Annotated in this window: 20 protein-coding genes; 9 read left to right on the forward strand and 11 right to left on the reverse strand. The window is 53.1% G+C overall.

All coding sequences use genetic code 11. The features are described 5' to 3' along the window. Positions 1-23: 23 nt before the first annotated feature. The 5 genes from LX87_RS10090 to rplT all read left to right on the forward strand — a co-directional run bounded on the left by LX87_RS10090 (position 24) and on the right by rplT (position 4,885). Positions 24-1,196, forward strand: coding sequence for a tetratricopeptide repeat protein (locus LX87_RS10090; protein WP_170139341.1), 1,173 nt, complete (start codon positions 24-26; stop codon positions 1,194-1,196). Between the two features lie 74 nt (positions 1,197-1,270). Continuing rightward, positions 1,271-3,223 carry a threonine--tRNA ligase gene (thrS, locus tag LX87_RS10095; RefSeq protein ID WP_111628076.1) on the forward strand — a complete coding sequence of 651 codons (1,953 nt, stop codon included), beginning with the start codon at positions 1,271-1,273 and terminating at the stop codon, positions 3,221-3,223. Between the two features lie 208 nt (positions 3,224-3,431). Then, on the forward strand, positions 3,432-3,992 hold the full coding sequence (gene infC, locus LX87_RS10100; RefSeq protein ID WP_111628077.1) for a translation initiation factor IF-3: 561 nt from the start codon (positions 3,432-3,434) through the stop codon (positions 3,990-3,992). A gap of 162 nt (positions 3,993-4,154) precedes the next feature. Continuing rightward, the gene (gene rpmI / locus LX87_RS10105; RefSeq protein WP_111628078.1) at positions 4,155-4,352 is read left to right on the forward strand and encodes a 50S ribosomal protein L35; all 198 of its coding nucleotides are present in this window, start codon (positions 4,155-4,157) and stop codon (positions 4,350-4,352) included. A 188-nt stretch (positions 4,353-4,540) separates the two neighbouring features. After that, complete coding sequence (gene rplT, locus LX87_RS10110) at positions 4,541-4,885, forward strand: 50S ribosomal protein L20 (RefSeq protein WP_111628079.1); 345 nt, start codon at positions 4,541-4,543, stop codon at positions 4,883-4,885. A gap of 38 nt (positions 4,886-4,923) precedes the next feature. Here rplT and LX87_RS10115 read toward each other — a convergent pair whose 3' ends face one another. After that, positions 4,924-5,337 (reverse strand): nuclease A inhibitor family protein, encoded by a 414-nt coding sequence (locus LX87_RS10115; RefSeq protein ID WP_111628080.1) that lies wholly within the window; start codon positions 5,335-5,337, stop codon positions 4,924-4,926. 139 nt (positions 5,338-5,476) lie between these two features. On the opposite strand from LX87_RS10115, the gene LX87_RS10120 reads away from it, so the two are divergent. Both LX87_RS10120 and dnaK read left to right on the forward strand, forming a co-directional pair. Next, positions 5,477-6,040, forward strand: a complete 564-nt coding sequence (locus tag LX87_RS10120) for a hypothetical protein (RefSeq protein ID WP_310587908.1) — start codon at positions 5,477-5,479, stop codon at positions 6,038-6,040. A gap of 263 nt (positions 6,041-6,303) precedes the next feature. After that, positions 6,304-8,238: a molecular chaperone DnaK gene (gene dnaK, locus LX87_RS10125; protein ID WP_111628082.1), complete on the forward strand. Its 1,935-nt coding sequence runs from the start codon at positions 6,304-6,306 to the stop codon at positions 8,236-8,238. Between the two features lie 86 nt (positions 8,239-8,324). Here dnaK and soxC read toward each other — a convergent pair whose 3' ends face one another. The 3 genes from soxC to LX87_RS10140 all read right to left on the reverse strand — a co-directional run bounded on the left by soxC (position 8,325) and on the right by LX87_RS10140 (position 10,968). Further along, positions 8,325-9,575, reverse strand: a complete 1,251-nt coding sequence (gene soxC / locus LX87_RS10130; RefSeq protein WP_111628083.1) for a sulfite dehydrogenase — start codon at positions 9,573-9,575, stop codon at positions 8,325-8,327. Positions 9,576-9,589: 14 nt separating this feature from the next. Next, entirely contained in the window at positions 9,590-10,192 is a 603-nt protein-coding gene (locus tag LX87_RS10135) for a c-type cytochrome (RefSeq protein WP_111628084.1), read from the reverse strand. Positions 10,193-10,311: 119 nt separating this feature from the next. Beyond that, on the reverse strand, positions 10,312-10,968 hold the full coding sequence (locus tag LX87_RS10140; RefSeq protein WP_111628085.1) for a class I SAM-dependent methyltransferase: 657 nt from the start codon (positions 10,966-10,968) through the stop codon (positions 10,312-10,314). 65 nt (positions 10,969-11,033) lie between these two features. On the opposite strand from LX87_RS10140, the gene LX87_RS10145 reads away from it, so the two are divergent. After that, positions 11,034-11,813 (forward strand): hypothetical protein, encoded by a 780-nt coding sequence (locus LX87_RS10145; RefSeq protein ID WP_111628086.1) that lies wholly within the window; start codon positions 11,034-11,036, stop codon positions 11,811-11,813. 13 nt (positions 11,814-11,826) lie between these two features. Here the strand turns inward: LX87_RS10145 and LX87_RS10150 are convergent, their stop codons facing one another. Beyond that, positions 11,827-14,280: a hypothetical protein gene (locus LX87_RS10150; protein ID WP_170139342.1), complete on the reverse strand. Its 2,454-nt coding sequence runs from the start codon at positions 14,278-14,280 to the stop codon at positions 11,827-11,829. Next, the gene (locus LX87_RS10155; protein ID WP_111628088.1) at positions 14,243-15,295 is read right to left on the reverse strand and encodes a hypothetical protein; all 1,053 of its coding nucleotides are present in this window, start codon (positions 15,293-15,295) and stop codon (positions 14,243-14,245) included. The genes LX87_RS10150 and LX87_RS10155 overlap by 38 nt, the downstream gene beginning before the upstream one ends. A 32-nt stretch (positions 15,296-15,327) precedes the next feature. Between LX87_RS10155 and LX87_RS10160 the strand changes: the two genes are divergently transcribed. Continuing rightward, the gene (locus tag LX87_RS10160; protein WP_229310611.1) at positions 15,328-15,675 is read left to right on the forward strand and encodes a DUF6970 domain-containing protein; all 348 of its coding nucleotides are present in this window, start codon (positions 15,328-15,330) and stop codon (positions 15,673-15,675) included. Positions 15,676-15,678: 3 nt separating this feature from the next. Here the strand turns inward: LX87_RS10160 and LX87_RS10165 are convergent, their stop codons facing one another. From LX87_RS10165 to LX87_RS10185, 5 genes are all read right to left on the reverse strand, one after another. Further along, on the reverse strand, positions 15,679-16,638 hold the full coding sequence (locus LX87_RS10165; RefSeq protein WP_111628089.1) for a nucleoside hydrolase: 960 nt from the start codon (positions 16,636-16,638) through the stop codon (positions 15,679-15,681). Positions 16,639-16,708: 70 nt separating this feature from the next. Further along, entirely contained in the window at positions 16,709-19,033 is a 2,325-nt protein-coding gene (locus tag LX87_RS10170) for a glycoside hydrolase family 65 protein (protein ID WP_111628090.1), read from the reverse strand. An 84-nt stretch (positions 19,034-19,117) separates the two neighbouring features. Then, positions 19,118-19,690, reverse strand: a complete 573-nt coding sequence (locus LX87_RS10175) for a DinB family protein (RefSeq protein ID WP_111628091.1) — start codon at positions 19,688-19,690, stop codon at positions 19,118-19,120. A gap of 22 nt (positions 19,691-19,712) precedes the next feature. Further along, positions 19,713-20,375 (reverse strand): beta-phosphoglucomutase, encoded by a 663-nt coding sequence (gene pgmB, locus LX87_RS10180; protein ID WP_111628092.1) that lies wholly within the window; start codon positions 20,373-20,375, stop codon positions 19,713-19,715. Positions 20,376-20,464: 89 nt separating this feature from the next. Continuing rightward, complete coding sequence (locus LX87_RS10185) at positions 20,465-22,342, reverse strand: glycoside hydrolase family 13 protein (protein WP_111628093.1); 1,878 nt, start codon at positions 22,340-22,342, stop codon at positions 20,465-20,467. Positions 22,343-22,411 lie beyond the last annotated feature (69 nt).

Below are 22,411 nucleotides of genomic sequence, written 5' to 3' on the forward strand. Positions count from 1 at the left end.
TGACGGTTTCCATGAAAAAAAGGATGGGCAGATTGTTGGGCCTCTGGTGGTTGATGGGGTGTTGTTTTCTGGTGGCTTGTTCCGACGAGGATCAACGGCATACCCGTATTCCGACGGTACCGCAAAATTCGGCCGACATCCGGAATCAGGCGGCTCTGGAAGCCCTGACGCGGGCCATTAACCAGAGCGGTCCGGCATCGGCCTATGCCAAACGGGCCGCGCTGTATATGGATCTCGGAAAAACCGACGAAGCCCTTTCCGACATCAACGAGGCTCTGGACCGGGAAGAGAACGAAGGGCGGTATCATTTTGTCAAAGCCAAGGTCCTGCGAAAACGGCAGTTGTACGAAGACGGGCTGGAAAGCGCTCTGCGGGCCGAAGGGTTGGGCGTAAACACCCCGGAACTTTACATTGTGATTGGGGATTTGCTGCAACAGCAGAAGGAACTGGATCGCGCCCGGTTTTACCTGGTAAAAGCCCTGCAAATGGCTCCGTATGAAGGCGAAGCGTTCTACCTGAACGGACTGGTAGCCGCCAAATCGGGGGATACGGCCCGGGCGGTATCGTTCTATAACCGGGCGCTGACGCTGAAACCGCGTTTTCTGGAACCCTACGTTCAGTTGTCGGTTATTCACGCGATTCGGGGAAACTACCCCGCGGCCATTGCTTACAACAAGCGCGGAACCGCTTATTTTCCGAACGATCCGGGTTTGATGTACGCTCTGGGCCGGATTTATCAGCAGACGTCGGTGGAAGACAGTGCCTATCTATATTATCAGAAGGCGCTGAGACTACAGCCCACGATGGTGTCGGCCCAGTTGCAGTCGGGGCTGGTTATGATGAAGATACGGAATATGCCCCAGGCGCTGGCTCATTTCGATCAGGTTCTGAGAATGGACCCGAAATACCCCCGGATCAATTTCTACCGGGCCATGTGCTACGAACAGATGCGGCAGTGGGAACAAGCCGTTAGCCTTTATGCGTTAGCCATGCAGGAGAACCCGGGCGATCAGCAGGCCTACTACGGCTACTGGCGGGTTCGTAAGCGGAACGAGTATGGGTACGGAACCGATCCATCCTCGGAGGATGCATCGAACGGCACCTCTAACTCCGGTACGGTGCTGGACACAACGCGCGTTCGCATGAAGATGATTCAGCCCCGGTCCCGATTTGGGCGGGATTCAACCAGAAATTAATCACTTTCCTTGCTTTCAGTGTCCTTTTGTGGAAAATTGCCACTTGAAATACCAATGCATAAATCAATACTAAAATGAGTGACCAAATTCGTATTACGCTGCCCGACGGCAGTGTCCGGGAATACCCCAACGGAGTAACCAGTCTGGAAATTGCTACAAGCATCAGCGAAGGGCTGGCGCGCAACGTACTGGCCGCCAAAGTAAATGGGACGGTTCAGGACGCAACGCGCCCCATCACAACGGATGCAACGGTTACGCTGTTGACGTGGAACGATTCCGAAGGAAAAGCGACATTCTGGCACTCCTCAGCTCACTTGCTGGCCGAAGCTCTCGAAGAGCTGTATCCGGGTATCAAATTTGGTATTGGTCCGCCGATCGAGAAAGGGTTTTACTATGATGTTGATCTGAACGGCCAGCATTTCTCGCAGGAAGATTTTAAGAAGGTAGAGGATAAAATGCTCGAACTGGCCCGCCAGAAACAGGAGTTTGTGCGTCAGCCCATCAGCAAGGCCGAAGCCGTGGCCTATTTCGAGCAGAAAGGCGACCCTTATAAACTCGACCTCCTGGAAGGACTCGACGACGGTACCATCACGTTCTATACGCAGGGGAATTTTACGGACCTCTGCCGCGGACCACACATTCCGAACACCGGTTTTATCAAAGCCGTCAAGCTCATGAACGTGGCCGGAGCCTACTGGCGCGGTGACGAAAAAAACAAGATGCTGACCCGGGTCTACGCCGTAACGTTCCCGAAACAGAAAGAACTGGACGAGTACCTGCACGTACTGGAGGAAGCCAAAAAACGCGACCACCGCAAGCTGGGCAAAGAACTCGAACTGTTTGCGTTCTCGGAGAAAGTAGGAGCGGGGCTGCCCCTCTGGCTGCCGAAAGGAACCATGCTGCGCGAGCGGCTGGAAAATTTCCTGCGAAAAGCCCAGGTGCGGGCGGGCTACTCACCGGTGGTTACTCCGCACATCGGCTCCAAGCAGTTGTACGTAACGTCGGGCCACTGGGATAAATACGGTGAAGATTCGTTTAAGCCCATCCTGACACCGGAAGCGGGCGAGGAGTTTCTGCTCAAACCCATGAACTGCCCGCACCATTGCGAGATTTATAAAACCAAGCCGCGTTCGTACCGCGATCTGCCGCTGCGGCTGGCCGAATTCGGAACGGTATACCGCTACGAACAAAGCGGGGAGCTGCACGGCCTGACCCGGGTACGCGGTTTTACGCAGGACGACGCCCACATTTTCTGCCGGCCGGATCAGGTGAAGGATGAATTCATGAAGGTGATTGATCTGGTGCTGTATGTGTTCCGGTCGCTCGGCTTCAACGATTACATGGCCCAGATTTCACTGCGCGATCCGGAAAACAAGCAGAAGTACATCGGATCGGACGAAGTGTGGGAAAAAGCCGAAGCCGCTATTGTGGAAGCAGCCGCCGAAAAAGGACTGCGTACCGTAACGGAACTGGGCGAAGCGGCTTTTTACGGCCCTAAACTCGACTTCATGGTCAAAGACGCCCTGGGCCGGAAATGGCAGTTGGGAACCGTACAGGTCGATTATAACCTGCCGGAACGCTTTGAACTGGAGTACACCGGTTCGGACAACCAGAAATACCGTCCGGTTATGATTCACCGGGCACCATTTGGTTCAATGGAGCGGTTTATTGCAATTCTGATCGAGAATACCGCCGGGAATTTTCCGCTCTGGCTGTCGCCGGATCAGATTGCGGTATTACCGATTTCGGAGAAGTACGAAGACTACGCCAACGAGGTCTTCCTGCTGTTGCAGGAAAACGACATTCGCGGGTACGTCGATCACCGCGACGAAAAGATTGGCCGCAAGATTCGGGATTCCGAGCTGAACAAAGTGCCGTTCATGCTCATTCTGGGCGACAAAGAGCAGTCGGAAGGCCGGGTTTCCGTGCGTCGCAAAGGCGAAGGAGATGTTGGTTCGATGTCGCTGACGGAGTTTGTTGAGTTTTTTCAGAACGAAATCAAACCGACAACGGCGCCCGTTGTTTAAGAAGAAGGAACAAGGCAGAATAACCAATGAAAATGCAATTGGATCACCGTTAGAACCGTTTTTTATTGGTCATTCTGCCTTGTTGAGTCAAAAATTTGTTCCGGATAGTCAAAATCTTTATTTTACCGGAAACTTTATAAACAACATTACGTTATAGCCACGTAATCAACCGCTTTAGCGGACTTATTTTCAACTCTAAACATTATCTATGGCATTACAGCGCAGACCCATGCGCCCCCCGCGTGTGGTCGAAGAACCGTATCGGATCAACGGCCGTATTCAAGCCCGCCAGGTTCGGGTAGTAGGTGAAAACGTCGAACAGGGCATTTACGATATTCAGCAGGCCTTGGCCCTGGCTCAGGGCCAGAATCTGGACCTTGTCGAGATATCGCCGAATGCCGTTCCGCCCGTTTGCCGCATTGTTGACTACTCGAAGTTCAAATACGAACAGAAGAAAAAGCAAAAGGAAATCAAGGCGAAGGCTCAGAAAGTCGTTATTAAAGAGATCCGGTTCGGTCCGAACACCGACGATCACGATTTCGAATTCAAACTCAAACACGCCATTAGCTTCCTGAAAGAAGGCTCCAAAGTAAAAGCCTACGTACAGTTTGTCGGCCGCTCGATTGTTTTCAAAGAGCGCGGTGTCGAACTGCTGGCGCGGTTTGCCAAAGGACTGGAAGACATCGGAAAAGTAGAATCTGAACCCAAACTGGAAGGCAAACGGATGACCATGTTCCTGGCTCCGAAAGTGCTTGCACCGAAGAAGTAAGATATACCTGAAATAACGCAGGAGAGGAATAGAGACGGAACGATGGCCTAATCGCGATCGTTTTCCCGCTTTATTCCTCTCTTGTGTTATTTTTCCTTTTCTCCTTTATTTTTCCTATCTTTGCGGCCTGTTTCACAATCAGCAACTTTTCTGTTTACAACAATGCCAAAAATTAAAACCAACTCGGGCGCCAAGAAGCGGTTCAAGCTGACGGGTACCGGAAAAATTAAGCGGAAACACGCTTTCCACAGCCACATTCTGACGAAAAAGTCAACCAAACGCAAGCGTAACCTCGTTCACGATGCGCTGGTGTTCAAAGGTGATGAGCGTCGGATTCAGGTAATGCTCGGCCTGGCGTAATTGCCCGGTCTTCGCGGTTTTCCGCACGGTTTCATGTTCAACCCGATTACAGGCCCAAAGCACAAAGGAGTTAAGAATTAAGAGTTAAGAATTAAGAGTTTTCAATAGCGCAAGGCTAACTCTTCACTCATAACTTTTAACTCTTCACTGATTTTGTCGCCTGTCGTCAAAAACAAACAACTTAAAAAATGCCACGTTCAGTGAACCACGTTGCCTCTCGGGCACGTCGCAAGAAAGTAATGAAATTGGCCAAAGGATACTTTGGTCGTCGTAAAAATGTTTGGACGGTAGCGAAAAACGCAGTTGAAAAAGGACTCGTTTATTCGTTCCGCGACCGTCGCCAGAAGAAACGGGATTTCCGCGCCCTCTGGATTCAGCGGATCAACGCCGGTGCTCGTCTAAACGGTCTTTCGTATTCGGCATTGATGGGAAAAATCAACGCATCCGGTATTGAGTTAAACAGAAAGGTTCTGGCTGACCTGGCCATGAATCACCCTGAGGCTTTCAAAGCCGTTGTTGAAACTGTGAAATAAATAATACGGCAGGCAGTCCCGACGGGCTGCCTGCTTTTTTAGGTTGTTTCCACGACCGTCGTTTTTAGTCCCGCCCAAAAGCCGTCGGCTTTCCGCCCCAGTAGATACAGGGCAACTTCCACTTCGCCCACCCGAAAAACCTGCCGATTCATTAAAATCGACTCGATCTGTTGCCGTAATTCAGCAAAACGGACCGTTCTTCTTTTTTCCTCCTCTTCATACCCGTCCTGATCCATCACGACCGGCTCCCAGAAGGCCGCTTCCGGTATTTCTTCCACGTAAATTTCTGGTGTAATCAGCAACAGGTCCCGCACATGCCCTATTGTTAAAGGCGGTTCGAATTGAACCGGAACGTTCACAAAATCAACGGGTTCGTCGGACTCGCTGGGATAATACAGATCCTTCAGCAATTCGGAAAAAGAAAATTCGGGAGTCGGTTCTTCGCTTGGCATCTGTTACAATCCGTAAATAATTCCGTCTTAATAAAACTGATTCTTTTGCGGTTAGTTACACTTACAAAGAAACAGGTTGTCCTGTTATTCACGGTATTTTTTACCAATCAAACTTTTTTCAACCATGATGGAGACCCTCATGAACTTAATTCGCCAGCAATCGGGCGATGCAGTCATTAACAACCCGGCTATTCCGAATCATCAGAATGAAGACGCCGTACAGGCCATTTCGAGTGGTATCATGGGCGGGTTGCAGCAGCAGGCGCAGGGTGGTAACCTGGCCAGTCTGTTGAGCATGGTGACGGGGCAGGGAAGCGACGCGAACGTGAGCACGAGTCCGGTTACGCAGGGTGTTCAACAAAATGTGCAGAAAAGCCTGATGGAGCGGCTGGGGATATCACCCCAGGTGGCCATGTCAATTGCTACGATGGTGGTGCCGATGGTGCTGAACAAATTCATGAACAAAGCGCGGGACTCGAACGATTCAAGCGTGAATGGAAACGATATTCTGGGCCAGGCAACCGGTCAGCAGGGCGTCGACTGGATGGGGGCTGCCAGTTCCGCAATGGCCGATGGCAAACTGGATATGAGTGATCTGATGCGTGTGGCGGGCGGTTTTATGGGTGGAGGAGGTGGCACCAAACAAAACCAGTCTGGCAGTGGCGGATTAGGCGGAATGCTCGGCGGTTTATTTGGGAATTAGAAAGAAAGGCGGGTTGTGAAATCCGCCTTTTTACTGTTGCCGGTGTCCACAGCGATTTAAGGCCGTTGGCAACCCCTGTGTCGGATCGGCAGTTTACATCGTGTCAGAAAATGGGGGAATAAAGGAATTTCGAAAGGCCATTCAGTCAGCTTTAGCTGTCAATCTGTCACATTTTTGAGCTTTTTTCGGAGCTGGCACCGATGTTGTTTAATAAGCATTGTAGTTTGTCAAACGACTAAAGCAAGACATTCGTAAAAAGTATCATGGGAAAGATTATAGGAATTGACTTAGGAACAACCAACTCGTGCGTAGCCGTCATGGAAGGAAACGAGCCGGTGGTAATCGCCAACAGCGAAGGCCGTCGGACTACTCCATCGGTTGTGGCCTTCATGGACAACGGAAACGGCGAGCGGAAAGTCGGTGATCCGGCAAAACGTCAGGCTATCACCAACCCTAAACACACGATCTCGTCGGTCAAGCGGTTCATGGGGAAACGGTACAACGAAGTTCAGAATGAAATCAACTCGGTTGCTTATACGGTAGAACGTGGCCCCAACGATACCCCACGCGTCCGGATTGGCGATCGGCAATATACACCTCAGGAAATTTCGGCCCTGATTCTGCAAAAAATGAAGCAGACCGCCGAAGATTACCTGGGACAAACCGTGACGGAAGCCGTTATTACGGTACCGGCTTACTTCAATGACGCCGAACGTCAGGCCACCAAAGAAGCGGGTCAGATTGCGGGTCTGGATGTAAAACGGATCATCAACGAGCCGACGGCGGCTGCCCTGGCCTACGGGTTGGATAAGACCCACCAGGATATGAAAATCGCCGTATTTGACCTGGGTGGTGGTACGTTTGATATTTCGATTCTGGAACTGGGTGATGGCGTGTTTGAAGTGAAATCAACCGACGGTGATACGCACCTGGGTGGTGATGACTTCGATCAGGTAATCATCGACTGGCTGGCGCAGGAGTTTAAAAATGACGAAGGCATTGACCTGCGTCAGGACCCGATGGCACTGCAACGGTTGAAAGAAGCCGCCGAAAAAGCCAAAGTGGAACTGTCAAGCTCCAGCTCGACGGAAATCAACCTGCCGTACATCATGCCGGTGAACGGTATTCCGAAACACCTGGTTCGGACGCTGAGCCGTGCGAAATTTGAGCAACTGTCCGACTCGCTGATTCAACGGAGTCTGGAACCCTGCCGCCGGGCGCTGAAAAACTCCGGTTTGTCAGCCAGCCAGATTGACGAGGTGATTCTGGTGGGTGGTTCAACCCGGATTCCGCGGGTACAGGAAGAAGTAGAAAAACTGTTCGGCAAAAAACCGTCGAAAAACGTTAACCCGGACGAAGCCGTGGCCATTGGTGCCGCCATTCAGGGTGGTGTCCTGACGGGTGAAGTAAAAGACGTACTGCTGCTGGACGTTATCCCGCTGTCGCTGGGTATTGAAACGATGGGTGGTGTTCTGACCCGCCTGATCGATGCCAACACCACGATTCCGACCAAAAAATCGGAAACGTTCTCGACGGCATCCGACAACCAGCCGAGCGTAGAAATTCATATTTTGCAGGGCGAACGTCCGATGGCGACTCAGAACCGTTCACTCGGTCGCTTCCACCTCGACGGTATTCCACCGGCTCCGCGCGGTGTGCCGCAGATTGAAGTAACGTTCGATATCGATGCCAACGGTATTCTGCACGTAACGGCCCGTGACAAAGGCACCGGCAAAGAGCAAAAAATCCGGATTGAAGCGTCAAGCGGTTTGAGCGATGCCGAAATCAACCGGATGCGCGAAGAAGCCAAAGCCAACGAAGCCGCCGATAAAGCCGAACGCGAGAAAGTCGAGAAAGTAAATCAGGCTGATTCGTTGATTTTCCAAACGGAGAAGCAACTCAAAGAATACGGCGATAAATTGTCGGAAGGCAACAAAACGGCCATCGAAGGTGCCCTGAGCGAACTGCGCTCGGCCCACAGCAGCCGTGATGCAGCCGCGATTGACGCTGGCATCGAAAAACTGAACGCTGCCTGGGCGGCTGCTTCGCAGGAACTGTATAACGCCACGGGCGGTGAGCAAGGCCCCAACCCGGCGGACGGTTTCGCGGGTCAGGGTGGCCCGGCCAATGGTCAGAACGGTCAATCAGCCGGTCAGCAGGACAACGTTTCGGACGTACCGTTTGAAGAAGTAAAATAACCGGTACGAAACCATAAAAGACAGAAGGCCGGAAGCGATTCGCTTCCGGCCTTCTTTTTTGCCATAGGTTGCCACTACCAATCCGGCTAAGTGGCTTTGAACAACACCTGGCCGTCGGATTGCAGGTACCAGGCCGTGATCGGGTTAAGGTGATAGCCCATGTTTCCACCCCGGGCGGCCATCAACTCTTTCAACGTCGGCTGGCTGTAACCGGTTTCGTCTATGGCCCGGCTCATGATTTCAGTCGGCTGGCCATTCCATTGCCAGAGATACCGGAAGGCGACGTGGGCTTTGTCCAGAACCGGTTCCTGGAGTTCAGCGGGCTGCCAGGTCTTGCCCGCATCAACGCTGACTTCCACCCTGGCAATCTTGCCCCGGCCGCTCCAAGCAATGCCCCGAATTTCGATCCAGCCTTTCTCTACTTTTGCCGGGTAAGCCGGGTACGTAATGATGGACCGGGCGTCCATCACAAAACTAAACTGCCGGACTTTTCCGTCCCCAATGGCCTCCGTGTATTTAGAGGTTTCCTGCCGGGTGTGGTACGGCTGATCGGATAACTCAAGGCGTCGCAGCCATTTCACGTTGGCATTGCCTTCCCAACCCGGCAGCAGCAGCCGGACCGGGTAACCCTGTTCGGGACGGACGGCTTCCCCGTTTTGAGCGTACGCCAGGATGGCATCTTCCCAACCCTTGCTTGTTAGAATGCTGCGGGTCATTACGGCCGAATCACCGCCTTCGGCCAGAAACCAGGTGGATTTAGGATCAACGCCAACTTCCCGAAACAACGTAGAAAGTTTTACGCCGGTCCACTCACTCTGGCTGGTCAGACCGCAAATTTGCTGCGGAGCAATTTTACCATCGTCCTGACTACGGTAATTGCCGGAACATTCCAGAAAACAAATGCGGGAAACAGAAGGAAAACGTTTCAGATCAGCCAGTGTAAACGTCATCGGTCGGGCAACCATACCGTGAATAACCAGTTCATACTGGGCCGGATCAATGGCCGGAACACCGTTGTGGTGCCGTTCAAAATGGAGGTCGGAAGGGGTAATGGTGCCGAATAAATCCTGCAAGGGGGTTCGGGATGAAGTTTCCGATGGCAGCTTGGCCAGTTTGACGTGCGGAGACCGGGTGCCTACAGTGCCAGGTGGAACGCCGGGTACCTTCGTCGGGTCTTCGGGATACACCAGCTCTGAACGGGTTACACCGGCCTGAAACGTCTTGCCGTTAGCGGTTTGGGCCAGCACCACCGCAGCCGTTGCCATACCACCGAGCAGGGTTCTCCGGTGCATCTTTCTGGGGCCAGGAGCACCTTCGTCTTTATTCTGTTCAATCATAGGAAGCTTTGCGTTTAACGAACCGCCGGGGTGTTCAGTCGATCATCCGGGACAAACGAGTCGCGGTTGGGCATGAGGACTTTGGGCAATGTCTGAGCGTTTATGATGTCAGTTTCTTTGATTAAACCGTTGGCGTGCAGCAGAAAAGCCGTCAGGCTGTACACCTCCTGATTCGTCAGCGAACCCGGCTGGTTGAATGGCATTGCCCGCTTGATATAATCGAAAACGGTAGTAGCGTAGGGCCAGTAATTGCCAATTACTTTGTTTTTGGCCTTCGTGGCCGGATCTGTTAATCCCTGGACAATGACAAGTTGATCATTGGGTCCTTCCACACCCGTTGCACCGTGGCAACTGGCACATTTGGCGGCATAAATGGTTTTTCCCCGCCGGGCGGTGCCGCTTCCGCTGGGGAGTCCTTTGCCATCCGGTCGTACATCCGTATCCAGGCGTGCAATTTGTTGGGCGGCTGCCGGTTTGCCAAATCCAAATGTTTTGGGCCAGTTCAGGGAATCGGGACGGGCTGGATGGATAGGTAAAGAAAAAGAACCGGGCGAAATAAAACAGACAGAACCAACCAGCCCCGTCAGAAGTACTATTCTAAGGTAATTTTTCCACATGGGGATGGGTTAGACAACGTGTCGTCGGAATTGGTCTAATAAAATTGGGTAGCACGGATGGAAAACCAAATATACTAAAAGAGTTGAGAAAGCATCATCTGTTTGACGGGTTCCAGGAATTAGTCACTGGCTGGTGGGCGGTTTTGCCAATAGCCGCTCCCGATCATTCCCCCAAAAAAGGGTTTCATCTGGCAGAACGTCAGGGGGAGGTGCGTACTCAATAATTGCGGCCAATTGGGTAACCGGTCTGCTTCGATATGGCTGATGGTACGAAAAAAATGGTATTCACACCAGAGCAATATCCGTTGCCACCAAACGCGCGGTTCCAGAAAATCGCAGCAGAGCCACAAACCGTTGTTGCGCAGACTGGAGAATAAACGGGGGAGAACAACGGTTTTCAGGCGTTCTTCGGTGAATAAGTCCAGCACGAAAGGAGTAATGACCACATCGACCCGGTCAGTGGGTTGGATCGCTAATTCCGTACCCGCCCGAAAGTCAACGCGTCTGTCGTTATTGACTTTTTGGCGGGCCAGTTCAATCATAACCGCCGACGCATCGATATAAATAACCTGACGGGGTTTGCAAACCGCTAAAAGCCGCGACAACAACCAGCCCGAACCGCCCCCCAACACCAGAATATCGGCTCCGGGCGGAATCCGGTCGAGCCAGTGGGCCTGTGCTTTCCGCAGCGTATTCCCGAATACGAGACGGGAAAGCGCATCGTAGAAAGGAGCAATGCCGTCGAAACCGTTGTCAGGGGGGGTAGGGCTGGTCATGAGGCTAAAAGAATGACTTTTTCAAAAGCGCATCGTCTAAGGTGAAATTCATATCCGCACGACAAATGAACAGGAAATTTCGCTTTGGGTTTAGTCTTTTCTTATCAATTCTGACCACGCTGACTTCATCGGCTCAGCGCCGTCCGCAAAGCCGCTGGGAGGACTCGCAGCCTGCCAGCTTTGCCATTCGGGGTGGTTTGACGCAATTATTTGGTGATCTTAAAGACCTGCAATCAACGCCCTTTCTGGGCGCTTCCCTGACGGTGCCCATTACCAACATCCTCGCGGTTGAGGTCCCGGTTGATTACGGAACGTTGAAGGCCCAGCAGGATGAGTTTTATCATTCCGCATCCTCCGCCCGGTTTACCCAGGTCGCGCTGGCGGCTTCGGTGGATGTTTTGCCGTGGTTTCGTCAGGAGCAAAGACTGGTGGAAGTACGGCCCTATGTGGGAACCGGTCTGCTGTTTTTCCGGGCCGAAGCTCACAACCTGACGACGGGAGCCTTGCAGCGGCTGACCAACAACCAGAACAGCCACCGGACCCGCGACGGGATTGAAACCCGCGGGAAAGCCGGAATCAGAAACACGCACGAGCTGGTCTGGCTGACAGGCATTCGGGTGGCAACGGCTTTGTCGAGACAGATGAGCATATTCGGTGATATCCGGTTCAACTTCGTCCGGACCGACAAGCTGGATGCGACGCTGGACGGCAACAATCAAATCATGAAACCGGGCAGTCTGGCCTACACGGAGGGCAATCATTACGGAAAAAACAGCACGGACAAATGGGGTTACATGGCGGTTGGACTGACGTTTTACTTTGGCGAACGCTTTAAGAAACGCTAACCCGGACTGTCCTTTACTTCCCGGCTACAAAATCCGCATACGTCGCACACTCCCGGATCATATCCCGGTGGAACTGGGTCTGGCGGTATTGCTGCGCTAATTTTGACAGAAATGAGGTGTATTCCGACCGGCGGAGCTTTTTCATTTCGGCGTTAAACGGTTCGGGGTCGGTCGCGTAACCGCGCCTGGCGAGTTCGGTTTCCTGCCGGGTCCAGAAGGCATTCTGTTCGCAGCGGGCGGCCATGAAGCAGGCTTTTGCAGCCAGTTCCGGATTTTGAGCCGCCGAAATGGCTTTTTCAAAATAAGCTTTTGCGGCTGCGGTGGTGTAATAATCCTGTTTACTCAGCGAATCCAGGGCCTGGTTCCGTTGCGGATTCTGGACCTGATGGTAAGTGTACTGGTATAAATTGGGTTCGGACCGGCTCCAGCGGGCCCGTTCCAGAATCCAGGCGTTTCCAAACCAGCTCAGATTGAATGTTCCGCAGCCCAGTTGGTAATAAAGGTGGGCGGCTGCGTCTCCCGATGCGTTTTTGGCCTGACTTTCCAGTTCCACCAGCTTTTTCAGGAACGTCACCGGCGTATACGGATTGGTTGTATTGGTGCCGGTTTTTTTGCCGATCAGGTTAACGGCAAAGGGGTCTTCGTTAAAGTACGTTTTGAAAGGCTCGTTTTGCCATACGTTAGCGTTTACGTTGGCGAAGGCTTCGGCGGCTTCGGCGTACTTATTTTCCGCCAGCAATCTTCTTCCCAAAAGAACGTGCAGCGCATCGGACGTAAAACCGCTTAACCGAAGCAGGCGTTTGTCAAAATCGGTTTGGTTGGCATTGGTGGCAAAAGCGACTACCTGCCGAACGGTTGCCGCCGACGTGGTGTCTTCAATGTCGTATAAATCCGAATGACTGTTAAAGTAGATTTCGTTTTTATTCAGTTGGGACGAGGTCAAAGCTGTCAGCAGAAATGCTTTGGCGGTGTTGGGGCCGTTCGATTGCGCCGGTTTTGACCGGAAACAACCCGCCAGAAAACCGCCCGATTCTTTTGCCGCAGCTTTTCCGTAGCCGTATTTAGCGGCCCACTGCTTGCAGGTTTCCACAAAGGCGTTCGTCATGTAGAAATTGAGCGAATTGCCAAACTGTTCAAGATAGCCAATAAGTTGGTTTTCAGCTTCGGGGGTGATGGTTTCGGTCTGGGCCGTCAGTAGCAACATCTGTTGCAGGGCGATCTGTTTTTTCAGGACCGGGTTTGTGGTTGGTTGCTGACTCGCCAGATCAAGGTGCTTTTTGGCGTCGGCATACGCTTTGCCGAGGTAGTCCAGATAAGCGGTGGCGGTATACCAGAAAGCCGGGTTTTTCAACGCTTTAGTTTCTGCCGATTCCAGCGCGAAACTCCTCAACTGCTCAAAATAGTCGGGCGCTTCTTTTTGGCGGTTTACAAACCGGAGGGAGTCGGCCCGGCTGGTCTCGTCGTAGCCGTAAAGGGGCGCACCATCCTGAAAGAAATAATATTCATTGCGGTTGATTTCCCGCGCCATGACCAGTTCGATCAGCGGGTTTTCCGGATTCAACCGAACCATTTCCTTCAAAAACGGCAGGGCATCCTGCTTTGGCTGAATGGCACAGAGCGCATACACCGCAGCTTTTTCGTGATTGTTGGCACAGTAATCAAGTGCTTTTTCCCGAAATCGGATCCCGTAAATCCGCAGGCTGGCTTCGGCTTCGCGCCGACGCGAGGGGCAGCGGTCAAATACCTGCGCAAATTCGTAAATAGCCCGGGCCGTATCGCCTACTGCCATCGTCGCCCCGGCGTGACGGCTATACGCCCAATCGCTGAGAAACGTTTTTTTCGACAAGGGGCGGACCAGTTCATCATACAAAACCCGGCTTTGCTCATATTTTTTCGCCAGAGCCGCCAGCTTAACCGCCTGAAAGGCATACCGTTCTTTCAGAAAACCATCCTGCGTGGCTGCATACCCGGCGCGGGCTTCGTTCAGCAAAGCCGTTAACCGAACCGTCGACGTATCCTGCGGAGTTGCATCCATTTCCCAGCTATTGCGCGGTTTGGGGGCCGCTTCCTCGGCTCGCCAGGCCAGATTCAGGTACGTTAAAGCCGCTGGATTGGATGCGGTAGCCCAGCGTACCAGTTCGTTCGACGCTTTGGTGTCGCGGTTATACAACGCGTTGACGATTGCGGTTTGGGTTACTTTTTTCTGCGTATACGTTTCCCAGGCCAGCACGTTTGGGTCGGGTTGCAGGGAGTCTTTTGCCGGACCAAAGGAATCTGCATACCGGTACAACAGCGGAGTAAAATGGTATACCTGATCGCGAACCGATGCCTGGCTGCTTTCCGGCATGAAAAAGCTCATGAACTCATTGATGTCGGATGTGCTCGGCCCGCAGGCGAAACCGATCAGGATCGCAAGCGACAACAAGAGGCTACGGAGACGGCCGGTAAAGAGACTGGAGAAACGCATGGGAATACGGCGAAAGAACGGTAGAATCGAGATGATAGAGGGCAAATGTAAGTTTTTGGTTACTAATTTTTGATAACACCAATTCTTTTGCGCTCATCAGGTCGTCGGGCTGGCACGCTTCGGTTCGGAAGACATCACCCCGGCGGATGGATAAGCCCAGTGCCGTCGTGTCGCGTACCGCTACGAAACGGTTTTCGTCTTTCGGTTGCAGGGCCGGAAAAGCCGCCAGCGTTGTCTGATCGACATTGTTGAGCAAGGTCAGAAACCGGTTGTTGCGGTAAACGACCGTCCAGCGGAACAACGGAAAGACAACGTCCAGCGGCAGCGAATAGTGTTCGAGCTGGTCCAGATACCGCCCGGCAACTGCCAGATCGAAGATGGAGTTTCGGGTTTCGGGCCGTTTCCAGTCGGCCATATTGTAGACCATCAGCATACCCCGGTCAACGGGCGGAATACCGGTTTGGTCGGCATACTTGATCTGGTGGAGCCGGATGGTGGCCGAAACCGTACCCCGAAAACGGTTTTTGACTTCCCGAAGCAACTGAAAATACCGGTCGCGGCTGCGGGCGGTCCAGTCGCAATCCAGTTGAAGCTCCTGAAAGATAATGTCGTTCTGTTGACTAAGCTGGCTGATTTTCCGGAAGATATTTTCGGCCAGAACCGGAACCGCCGAAGTCGGGCAACGAAGCAGGGTCTGATTGGTGATAAAAACTACCGGCACCACCGTCAGGCCAGCGGGTTTGTGGGCAAACCTAACGACGGCTTTGGGCAGGGGCGACTGCGTGGCCGGGTCCCAATCGACATCAAAATACCGTACATAAAGTTTTTGAATGTGAAGCTGACGAAGGAGTTGAAGATCGGAAGAAGCGGGTTGGTAGGTAGTCTGCCAGGAATAAAAAGCGGGCGTTAGGTGTTTGGGAGCCGGTTTTTCGCAGGAAAAGAAAAGCAGGAGGAATAGACTTGCAAAAGAGATAAACCCATTAATTCTGAGTATGCTCCAACTTTCCTGCTTCATTTTGAGTCTTTAATCAATAAACGACAGGCGCCATGAAAACCTTTGTGAGTATACTCATTTTGACGGTAATTATCGGCTGTCAGGAGAAAAATCCGGCCCCGGCGACGGTTCCGGATTGCATTCAGCAGGTAATCGAAAAAATCAGGCAGGAAACCGTCTGGAATCCACCGGCGCGGGTGTATCGGTATGAATTTAAAGGTCAGGAGGTGTATTATATCCCGCCCCGTTGCTGCGATATTCCAAGTGTGGTGATTGCCCGCTGCGACACGCTTTGTGCCCCTGACGGCGGTTTTACCGGAAAAGGAGATGGGCGCTGCCCGGACTTTGCCCGGGAAGCCCGAAATCCGGTGCTGGTTTGGGAAGACACGCGCAGCAAGTAAGCTCTAACGCCCCAGCATCAGCGTTTCGATTCGTTGCTGAACCACCTCCGGCGACCCCTTTATTTTCAGATACTGGTGGTTGGTTTGGGGTGTTGACTGCCATTCGTTGCTGCCGTCTGCGGCCACGATACACTGCCCTTTTTCGGCCGAAAAATAAGGCTCAATCCCTTCGACTGCTTCCAGTATGGCGACCTGATCCCAACTGGCCCGGCCCTGAAAACCGTTGTATTTTTCGTACCCCCGGTAAACCGGACTTTTCTGCGGGCAGCGTTCCCGGAAAGCCGCTCCACCCGTTACAATCTGCTGGCCCACTTCCCACCCCGCAAACGTTACAGGCAACGTCCACTTCCGCAGGCAATTGACAGTCGAAGCGGGGTCGGGGCGGTAGAAGTTGGCTTCTTTGCCCTTCGGAAACTGGCCGCCCATACATGACCAGCGTTTTACTTTTCTGGCCACCAACGCCCGACCATCCAGCGGACTGGCGGCATCCGGGCCCGAATTGAGCAACCGGCTCAGGCTGGTCAGGTGACCAATCGTGATGATGACCACACTGCCGTCGGCCTGGGCGGCCAGCAGGCGACGGTATACCGTTGTGGCGTCTTCGGCGGTGCTGTTCGTTACTTTATGCGGAAATTCCTGCGCAACGGCCTGCGTGTATTTTGAAAAATTTCTCAGCGAATCCCGCTGGCTGACCCCGATGGGCAGATTGCCCCGTCCGAAGAAGGTGTTAATGGCGTCGGTACAGGCGGCACTATGGGCTTCGTCGCTGGTGACGATCACCCCCAGAATCTGGGCTTTTCCGGCCCGTTCGTAGGCGTGGAGCATGGCCAGCGCCCCTACATCGTCCACGTCCGAATCCATGTCCGTATCCAGAATAACCGGTACGGGCGATTGGGCGGAGGAGGGGAGTGGACCAGAAAGTAGACCTATAACCAGCAGGCTTGCTAAAAAAAGGGTACGCATAGTACGGTTTTGCCAACAACGAAAGTACGGTGTTTTCCGGAGCGATCGTAAAACCGCTCCGGAATCTGACTTAATCTACCTCAGCCGTTTTTTCAATCCGGCTTTTGCTGTTTGGGGCAACGGATACGGTTTCATTGAACAGTAAAATTTCTACAGGCTTGCCGGAGAAGTTCTGAACCGTTACATCCGTTTGGGTTACTTTCACTTCCAGCAAGGCACCCCGGAAACGGATTTTGAAGGCCAGCGACTCCCAGTTGTCCGGGCAGTACGGGTTTAAGACCACCTGATCGTTCCTGATTCGCATCCCGCCGAACCCCTTGACGACGGCCAGCCAGCTTCCGGCCATCGAGGTGATGTGGCAGCCGTCTTCCGTATCGTTGTTGTAATCATCGAGGTCCAGCCGGGCCGTGCGCAGGTACATTTCGTACGCTTTGTCTTTCATGCCCAGTTTCGACGCCAGCACCGAGTGGACGCAGGGGGATAGCGACGATTCGTGGACGGTCATTGGTTCGTAGAAATCAAAGTTCCGGCGAATGGTATTTTCGTCAAAATCGTCTTCAAAAAAGTAGATTCCTTGCAGCACATCGGCCTGTTTGATGAAGCACGAACGCAGAATCCGGTCCCACGACCAGTGCTGGTTCAGCGGACGCTGGCCTTTCGGAATCTCGTTGACCGTCATCAATTCCTTGTCCAGAAACGATTCCTGTTGCAGAAATACCTGCCGGGTTTCGTCGTAAGGAAAGTACATATGGTCAACAATGTGCCGGGCGGTCGCAATTTCCTTTTCTTCGCGGAAGTGAATCCGGTCGCACAGTTCATTAAACTTCTCGTGGTTCAACTCCTTCACGCGTCCGACGGCTTCAATCGTATAGCGCAACGTCCAGGTAGCCAGGTAATTGGTGTACCAGTTGTTGTTGACGTTGTTTTCGTACTCGTTTGGTCCCGTAACGCCCAGCATCACATACTGTTGCTTGGCCTCCGACCAGTTGACGCGCTGACTCCAGAACCGGCTAATGGCAATCAGTACCTCCAGACCGTATTCGACCAGGTAATTTTCGTCGCCCGTATACCGGATGTAGTCGTAAATGGCGTAGGCGATGGCCCCGTTGCGGTGGATTTCCTCAAAGGTGATTTCCCACTCATTGTGGCACTCCTCGCCGTTCATCGTCACCATCGGATAAAGCGCGGCCCCGGCTTTGAAACCCAGCTTCCGGGCATTTTCGATGGCCTTCTCCAGATGTTTATACCGGTATCGCAGGAGGTTTCGGCTCACCTTCTGGTCGGCGGTGGAGAGGTAAAACGGCAGGCAGTAGGCTTCGGTATCCCAGTAGGTGGAGCCGCCGTATTTTTCGCCGGTAAATCCTTTCGGGCCGATGTTCAGCCGCTCGTCCTCGCCGGTGTAGGTCTGGTTAAGCTGGAAAATGCAGAACCGGATGCCCTGCTGGGCCGCAGCATCGCCTTCAATCGTGATGTCGTTCGTCTTCCATTTGTCGGCCCAGGCCTGCTGCTGATCGAGTAGCATCCGGTCGAAGCCTTTCCGGGTGATGCGCTGAATGGATTTGTGCGCTTCGCCAACCATGAAATCCGGGTCGTGGTTGAGCGACGATAGGTTGACGGCGTATTTATAAATGACGGTTTCCTGACCCTGCTGACAATCGAGCGTCATGCGGTTGGCCACGTATTTTTCCCGCCGGATGGGCTGCGACTGAAAATCGACCCGGACACCGTTCTGCTCAATCTCGACGCACATACCCGAGCAAACGTGAAATCCGGTTTTGCGGGTCCGCAGTTCAATATAGCCTTCTCCGTAGGCGGTTTCTTTCCGCACCTCGTCCCAGAACGTTTCGTCGTAGTTAGAATCCCGGTTGCGGATGTTGCCGTCGATGTAGGGTTCAACGGTAATCTTGGCGTCAAAATTCAGGGGTGTCAGGCTGTAGCGGATGGCCCCGGCTTCGTCGTCAACAATCGAGCAAAACCGTTTGGTGTTCACCTGAAGCTCTTTTCCGCTTTTCAGAACGGCGACAAAAGACCGTTCAAGGTAGCCTTCCCGCATGTTCAGCACCCGCCGAAAATCGCGCACCTCGCAGGTGTTCAGATCGAGGGATTCGTATTCGATTGTAATGTCGATGCCGATCCAGTTGGCTGCGTTCAGGACTTTGGCGAAGTAGTCGGGATACCCGTTTTTCCACCAGCCCACGCGGGTTTTATCGGGGTAATACACGCCCGCAATGTAGTTGCCCTGCAAGGTTTTACCCGAGAAATGCTCTTCAAAATTACCCCGCTGGCCCATGCGTCCGTTGCCCAGACTCATGACGCTTTCCGTAATTTCGTTGTAGTTGCGGTGGAAATCTTCTTCAACAATTAACCAGGGGTCGTGCTTCAAATACTGTTTCATCCGATACTCGTTTTTTAGAATCGTTGGGGACAAGCCATCCGTAGACGGTATTCAGCAATTTATCGGCCAGTTTCAGGAAAACGTTTAGTTTGACACGGCCCCGGTGGCCTGCTGCTTCACGCGAAGGGCCTGATTGACGTGCCGTTCGGTATGGGCCACGAGCATCAGAAAGGCGTCGCCCACACTGATTTTGATCCAGTTACCAAACAGCGTCATTATTTTTTCGCGGTTCCAGTCGAGGTATGGGGCTTTGTCGAGCAACTCGTGCAGGAGCTGTTGTAATTCGATAAACTGCTGCATCACTTCCCGGGCATTCAGATCGGGGCGGGGATTCATGAACGAAACCGTCGGCAGCTTCATTTTGGTGTCAGGATCAACGGCATAGCGCAGCAACCGGCCCACCATACCGGCTTCCAGCGACTGATCGGTCGGCGTGGTTTGAATCAGCCCGAGGTCGTCTACTTTCTTCTGGAGATTCCGGATGTAAAACCGTTCGGCCAGATTAAGGTGCTGCAAACACTGCGTGATGCTCCACTGCCGGGTGTCTGGCTTCCAGTTCAGTTGCTCGTCGGTCAGGGGCCGAAATTCGCGCTCGACGGTCGCCAGAACGGTCCGGATTCGCTCCTGAAGCCGTTGAGCCGTTTCTATTTTTTGCATGGTTTCTTTTGTTAAAATACCGTTAGCGATTCATTACCGATAACGATAAAACCTGATTCAGCGTTAATGCCGCCAGCGAGCCTGCCACCAGGTCGGCCCGCGTCAGAACCGTCGGTTCGCCAATTCCCACGGCCAGCATACCGCCCCGTTTGGCGGCTTCAATACCGGCTACGGCATCTTCAATGACCACGCATTCGTCCGGCTGAACCCCTAGTTCGGCGGCTCCTTTCAGAAATACTTCCGGATCGGGTTTGCCCCGGCTGATTTTCGTTCCGTCGATGATGGCGTCGAAGTCGTCGAGCATTCCGATGCGTTCCAGAATCAGCCGGGCGTTTTTGCTGACCGAACCCAGAGCGGATTTCAGTCCGGCGGCTTTCACCTGCGCAAAGAAGTCGGTTACGCCCGGCAGCATGTTAGCGGGCGTCATTTGCGAAACCAGTTCGAGGTACCATTCGTTTTTCCGGGCGGCCAGTTCGGCTTTCGTTTCGTCGGACAGGGTCAGACCACCGTGCGCCAGAATAATGTCCAGCGATTCGGTCCGGCTGACGCCTTTTAGCTGCTCGTTGAATTCTTCAGAAATGTCAAATCCGAGGCTATTGGCCATGCGTCGCCAGGCCTGGTAGTGGAAAATGGCGGTATCGACAATAACGCCGTCGAGGTCAAACAATAGGGCTTTTATGGGCATTGGGGCTTGGTTCGGTCAGGTTGTATGCCGCAATAAAGTGATAAAAATAGACTTAATAGATACCGTTGGCGCGTTTTATCACCACCCACTCACCGGCTTAATTCGAGCACAACCGCCGTTTTGGGCGGTAATTTTATCAGGGAAAGACCGCTGATGGTTTCATCGGTCAGCACATTTTTAGCCCGGGTAAATCCGGTCATCCGCTCGGCAAACCTTTTGGTGTCCAGTGCAATTTCCTGATCGGTTGAATTGGTCGCCACCATCACGGTTTTGGCATTATCGTACCGGAAGTAGACGTAGGTGCCTAACTGGGGAACGTACTGCATCAGTTTGCCGGATTGTAGCACGGGCGTGTTTTTGCGGTAATTAGCCAGTTTTTTTACAAAATCGAAGGCTTCGTTTTCCCGTTTGCTCCGACCGGCTGCGGTAAACTTGTCTTCCTTGTCACCGGGAAAGCCGCCAGGGAAGTCCCGGCGCACCTCGGCATCCGACGGATTCTTGGTGTTTTTCATCAACACCTCCGTACCGTAGTACCACGACGGAATGCCCCGCGTCGTCAGCAACCAGGTAACGCCCATTTTATACTTGGCTAGATCGTCACCGATCACCGACAGAAAACGGTCCGTATCGTGGTTTTCCAGAAATGTAACCAGTTTTTGCGGATCGGTGTACAAACCGTCGGTGGTCAGCGCCTGGTAAAACCGGTTAACGCCCGTATCCCAGCCGAACTCTTCGCGCAGGGCCGCGTTCGTGGCGTCGTATAGCACAAAATCCAGCCCGCCCGGCTGATTGGATTTGAACGGCTGATCGATTTTGTTTTTGACAAAAAACGCCTGCGCCACCGGACTTCCCACCCACGATTCACCGAAGATATGAAGTTTCGGGAATTCCGTCAGGAGCGTCTGGTTGCAGCGATTCAGGAAATTCAGGTCGTTGTATTTGTAGGTGTCCACCCGCCAGGCATCCAGCGAAAACTGTTCCGTACACCAAATGGCGTGCTGAATCAGATACGTCGCCAGAAACGGATTACGCAGGTTCAGGTCGGGCAGAAACGGGGTAAACCAGCCGTCGAGCAGCCGTTTCCGGTCAGCAGCCGAAGCATAGGGGTCATACAGCGGCTGGTCCTTGTGCGAACTGCCGGTGTAGCCGGGCCACTGATTGAACCAGTCTTTAAACGGTTGATTTTTATACAGCCAGTGGTCATCGCTGACGTGGTTATAGACCGCATCCTGTACGAGTTTCATGCCCCGCCGGTGGAGCGTCTGCGCGAATTGCCGGTAGCCTTCGTTGCCTCCAAACCGTTTGTCGATCTGGTAGTGATCCGTAAAATGGTAGCCGTGATACCCCGCCTGCATCCGGTCGGGTGCTTCCTGCTTCAACGTTTCGTCGTTGACCAGCACCGGGGTCATCCAGATGGCCGTTACGCCCAGTTCCTGCAAATAATCGAGGTGGTTCGTAATGCCCTGCAAATCGCCACCATGCCGCAGGTGGGGGATAGACCGATCGGCTTTTGTGTCGAGCATATCGGGAAAAGCATCGTTGGACGGGTCGCCGTTGGCAAAGCGGTCGGGCATAATCAGGTAGATGAAATCGGCGGAGGAAACGCCCTGGGCTTTGGGGCCGCTGGTCCGGGGTTTTAGTTCATAGGGCCGCGATACGGTTTGTGAGCCGTTTTTGCCGACTACCTGAAACTGGCCGGGTTTGGCCGCTGGCGAAATGCTCAGGTCCAGAAAGGCAAAATCCGGATTCTCGGCCTTGTGGGTTTTCAGCAATCGGACGCCTGGATACGTGATGGTGTACGTCATTGATCCGGCTTGTGGGCCGTAGACCATCAATTGCAGGGTTTGGTTTTTCATGCCCACCCACCAGTTTGTCGGGTCAATGCGCCGGATAGCGCCGGTTTGCGCCCTGCTGGAAACAAGGATAAATTGAGCAAGAAGGAAAAGGACGGTAAAGCAACGATTCATACGGTTAGCAGGTATCGGCTTAGTTGCCATTAATATGTCAAAATAAAGGAATTCTTTTCATTTTGCCAG

Origin of the sequence: Larkinella arboricola, assembly GCF_003259745.1 — a bacterium.
GTDB lineage: Bacteria > Bacteroidota > Bacteroidia > Cytophagales > Spirosomataceae > Larkinella > Larkinella arboricola.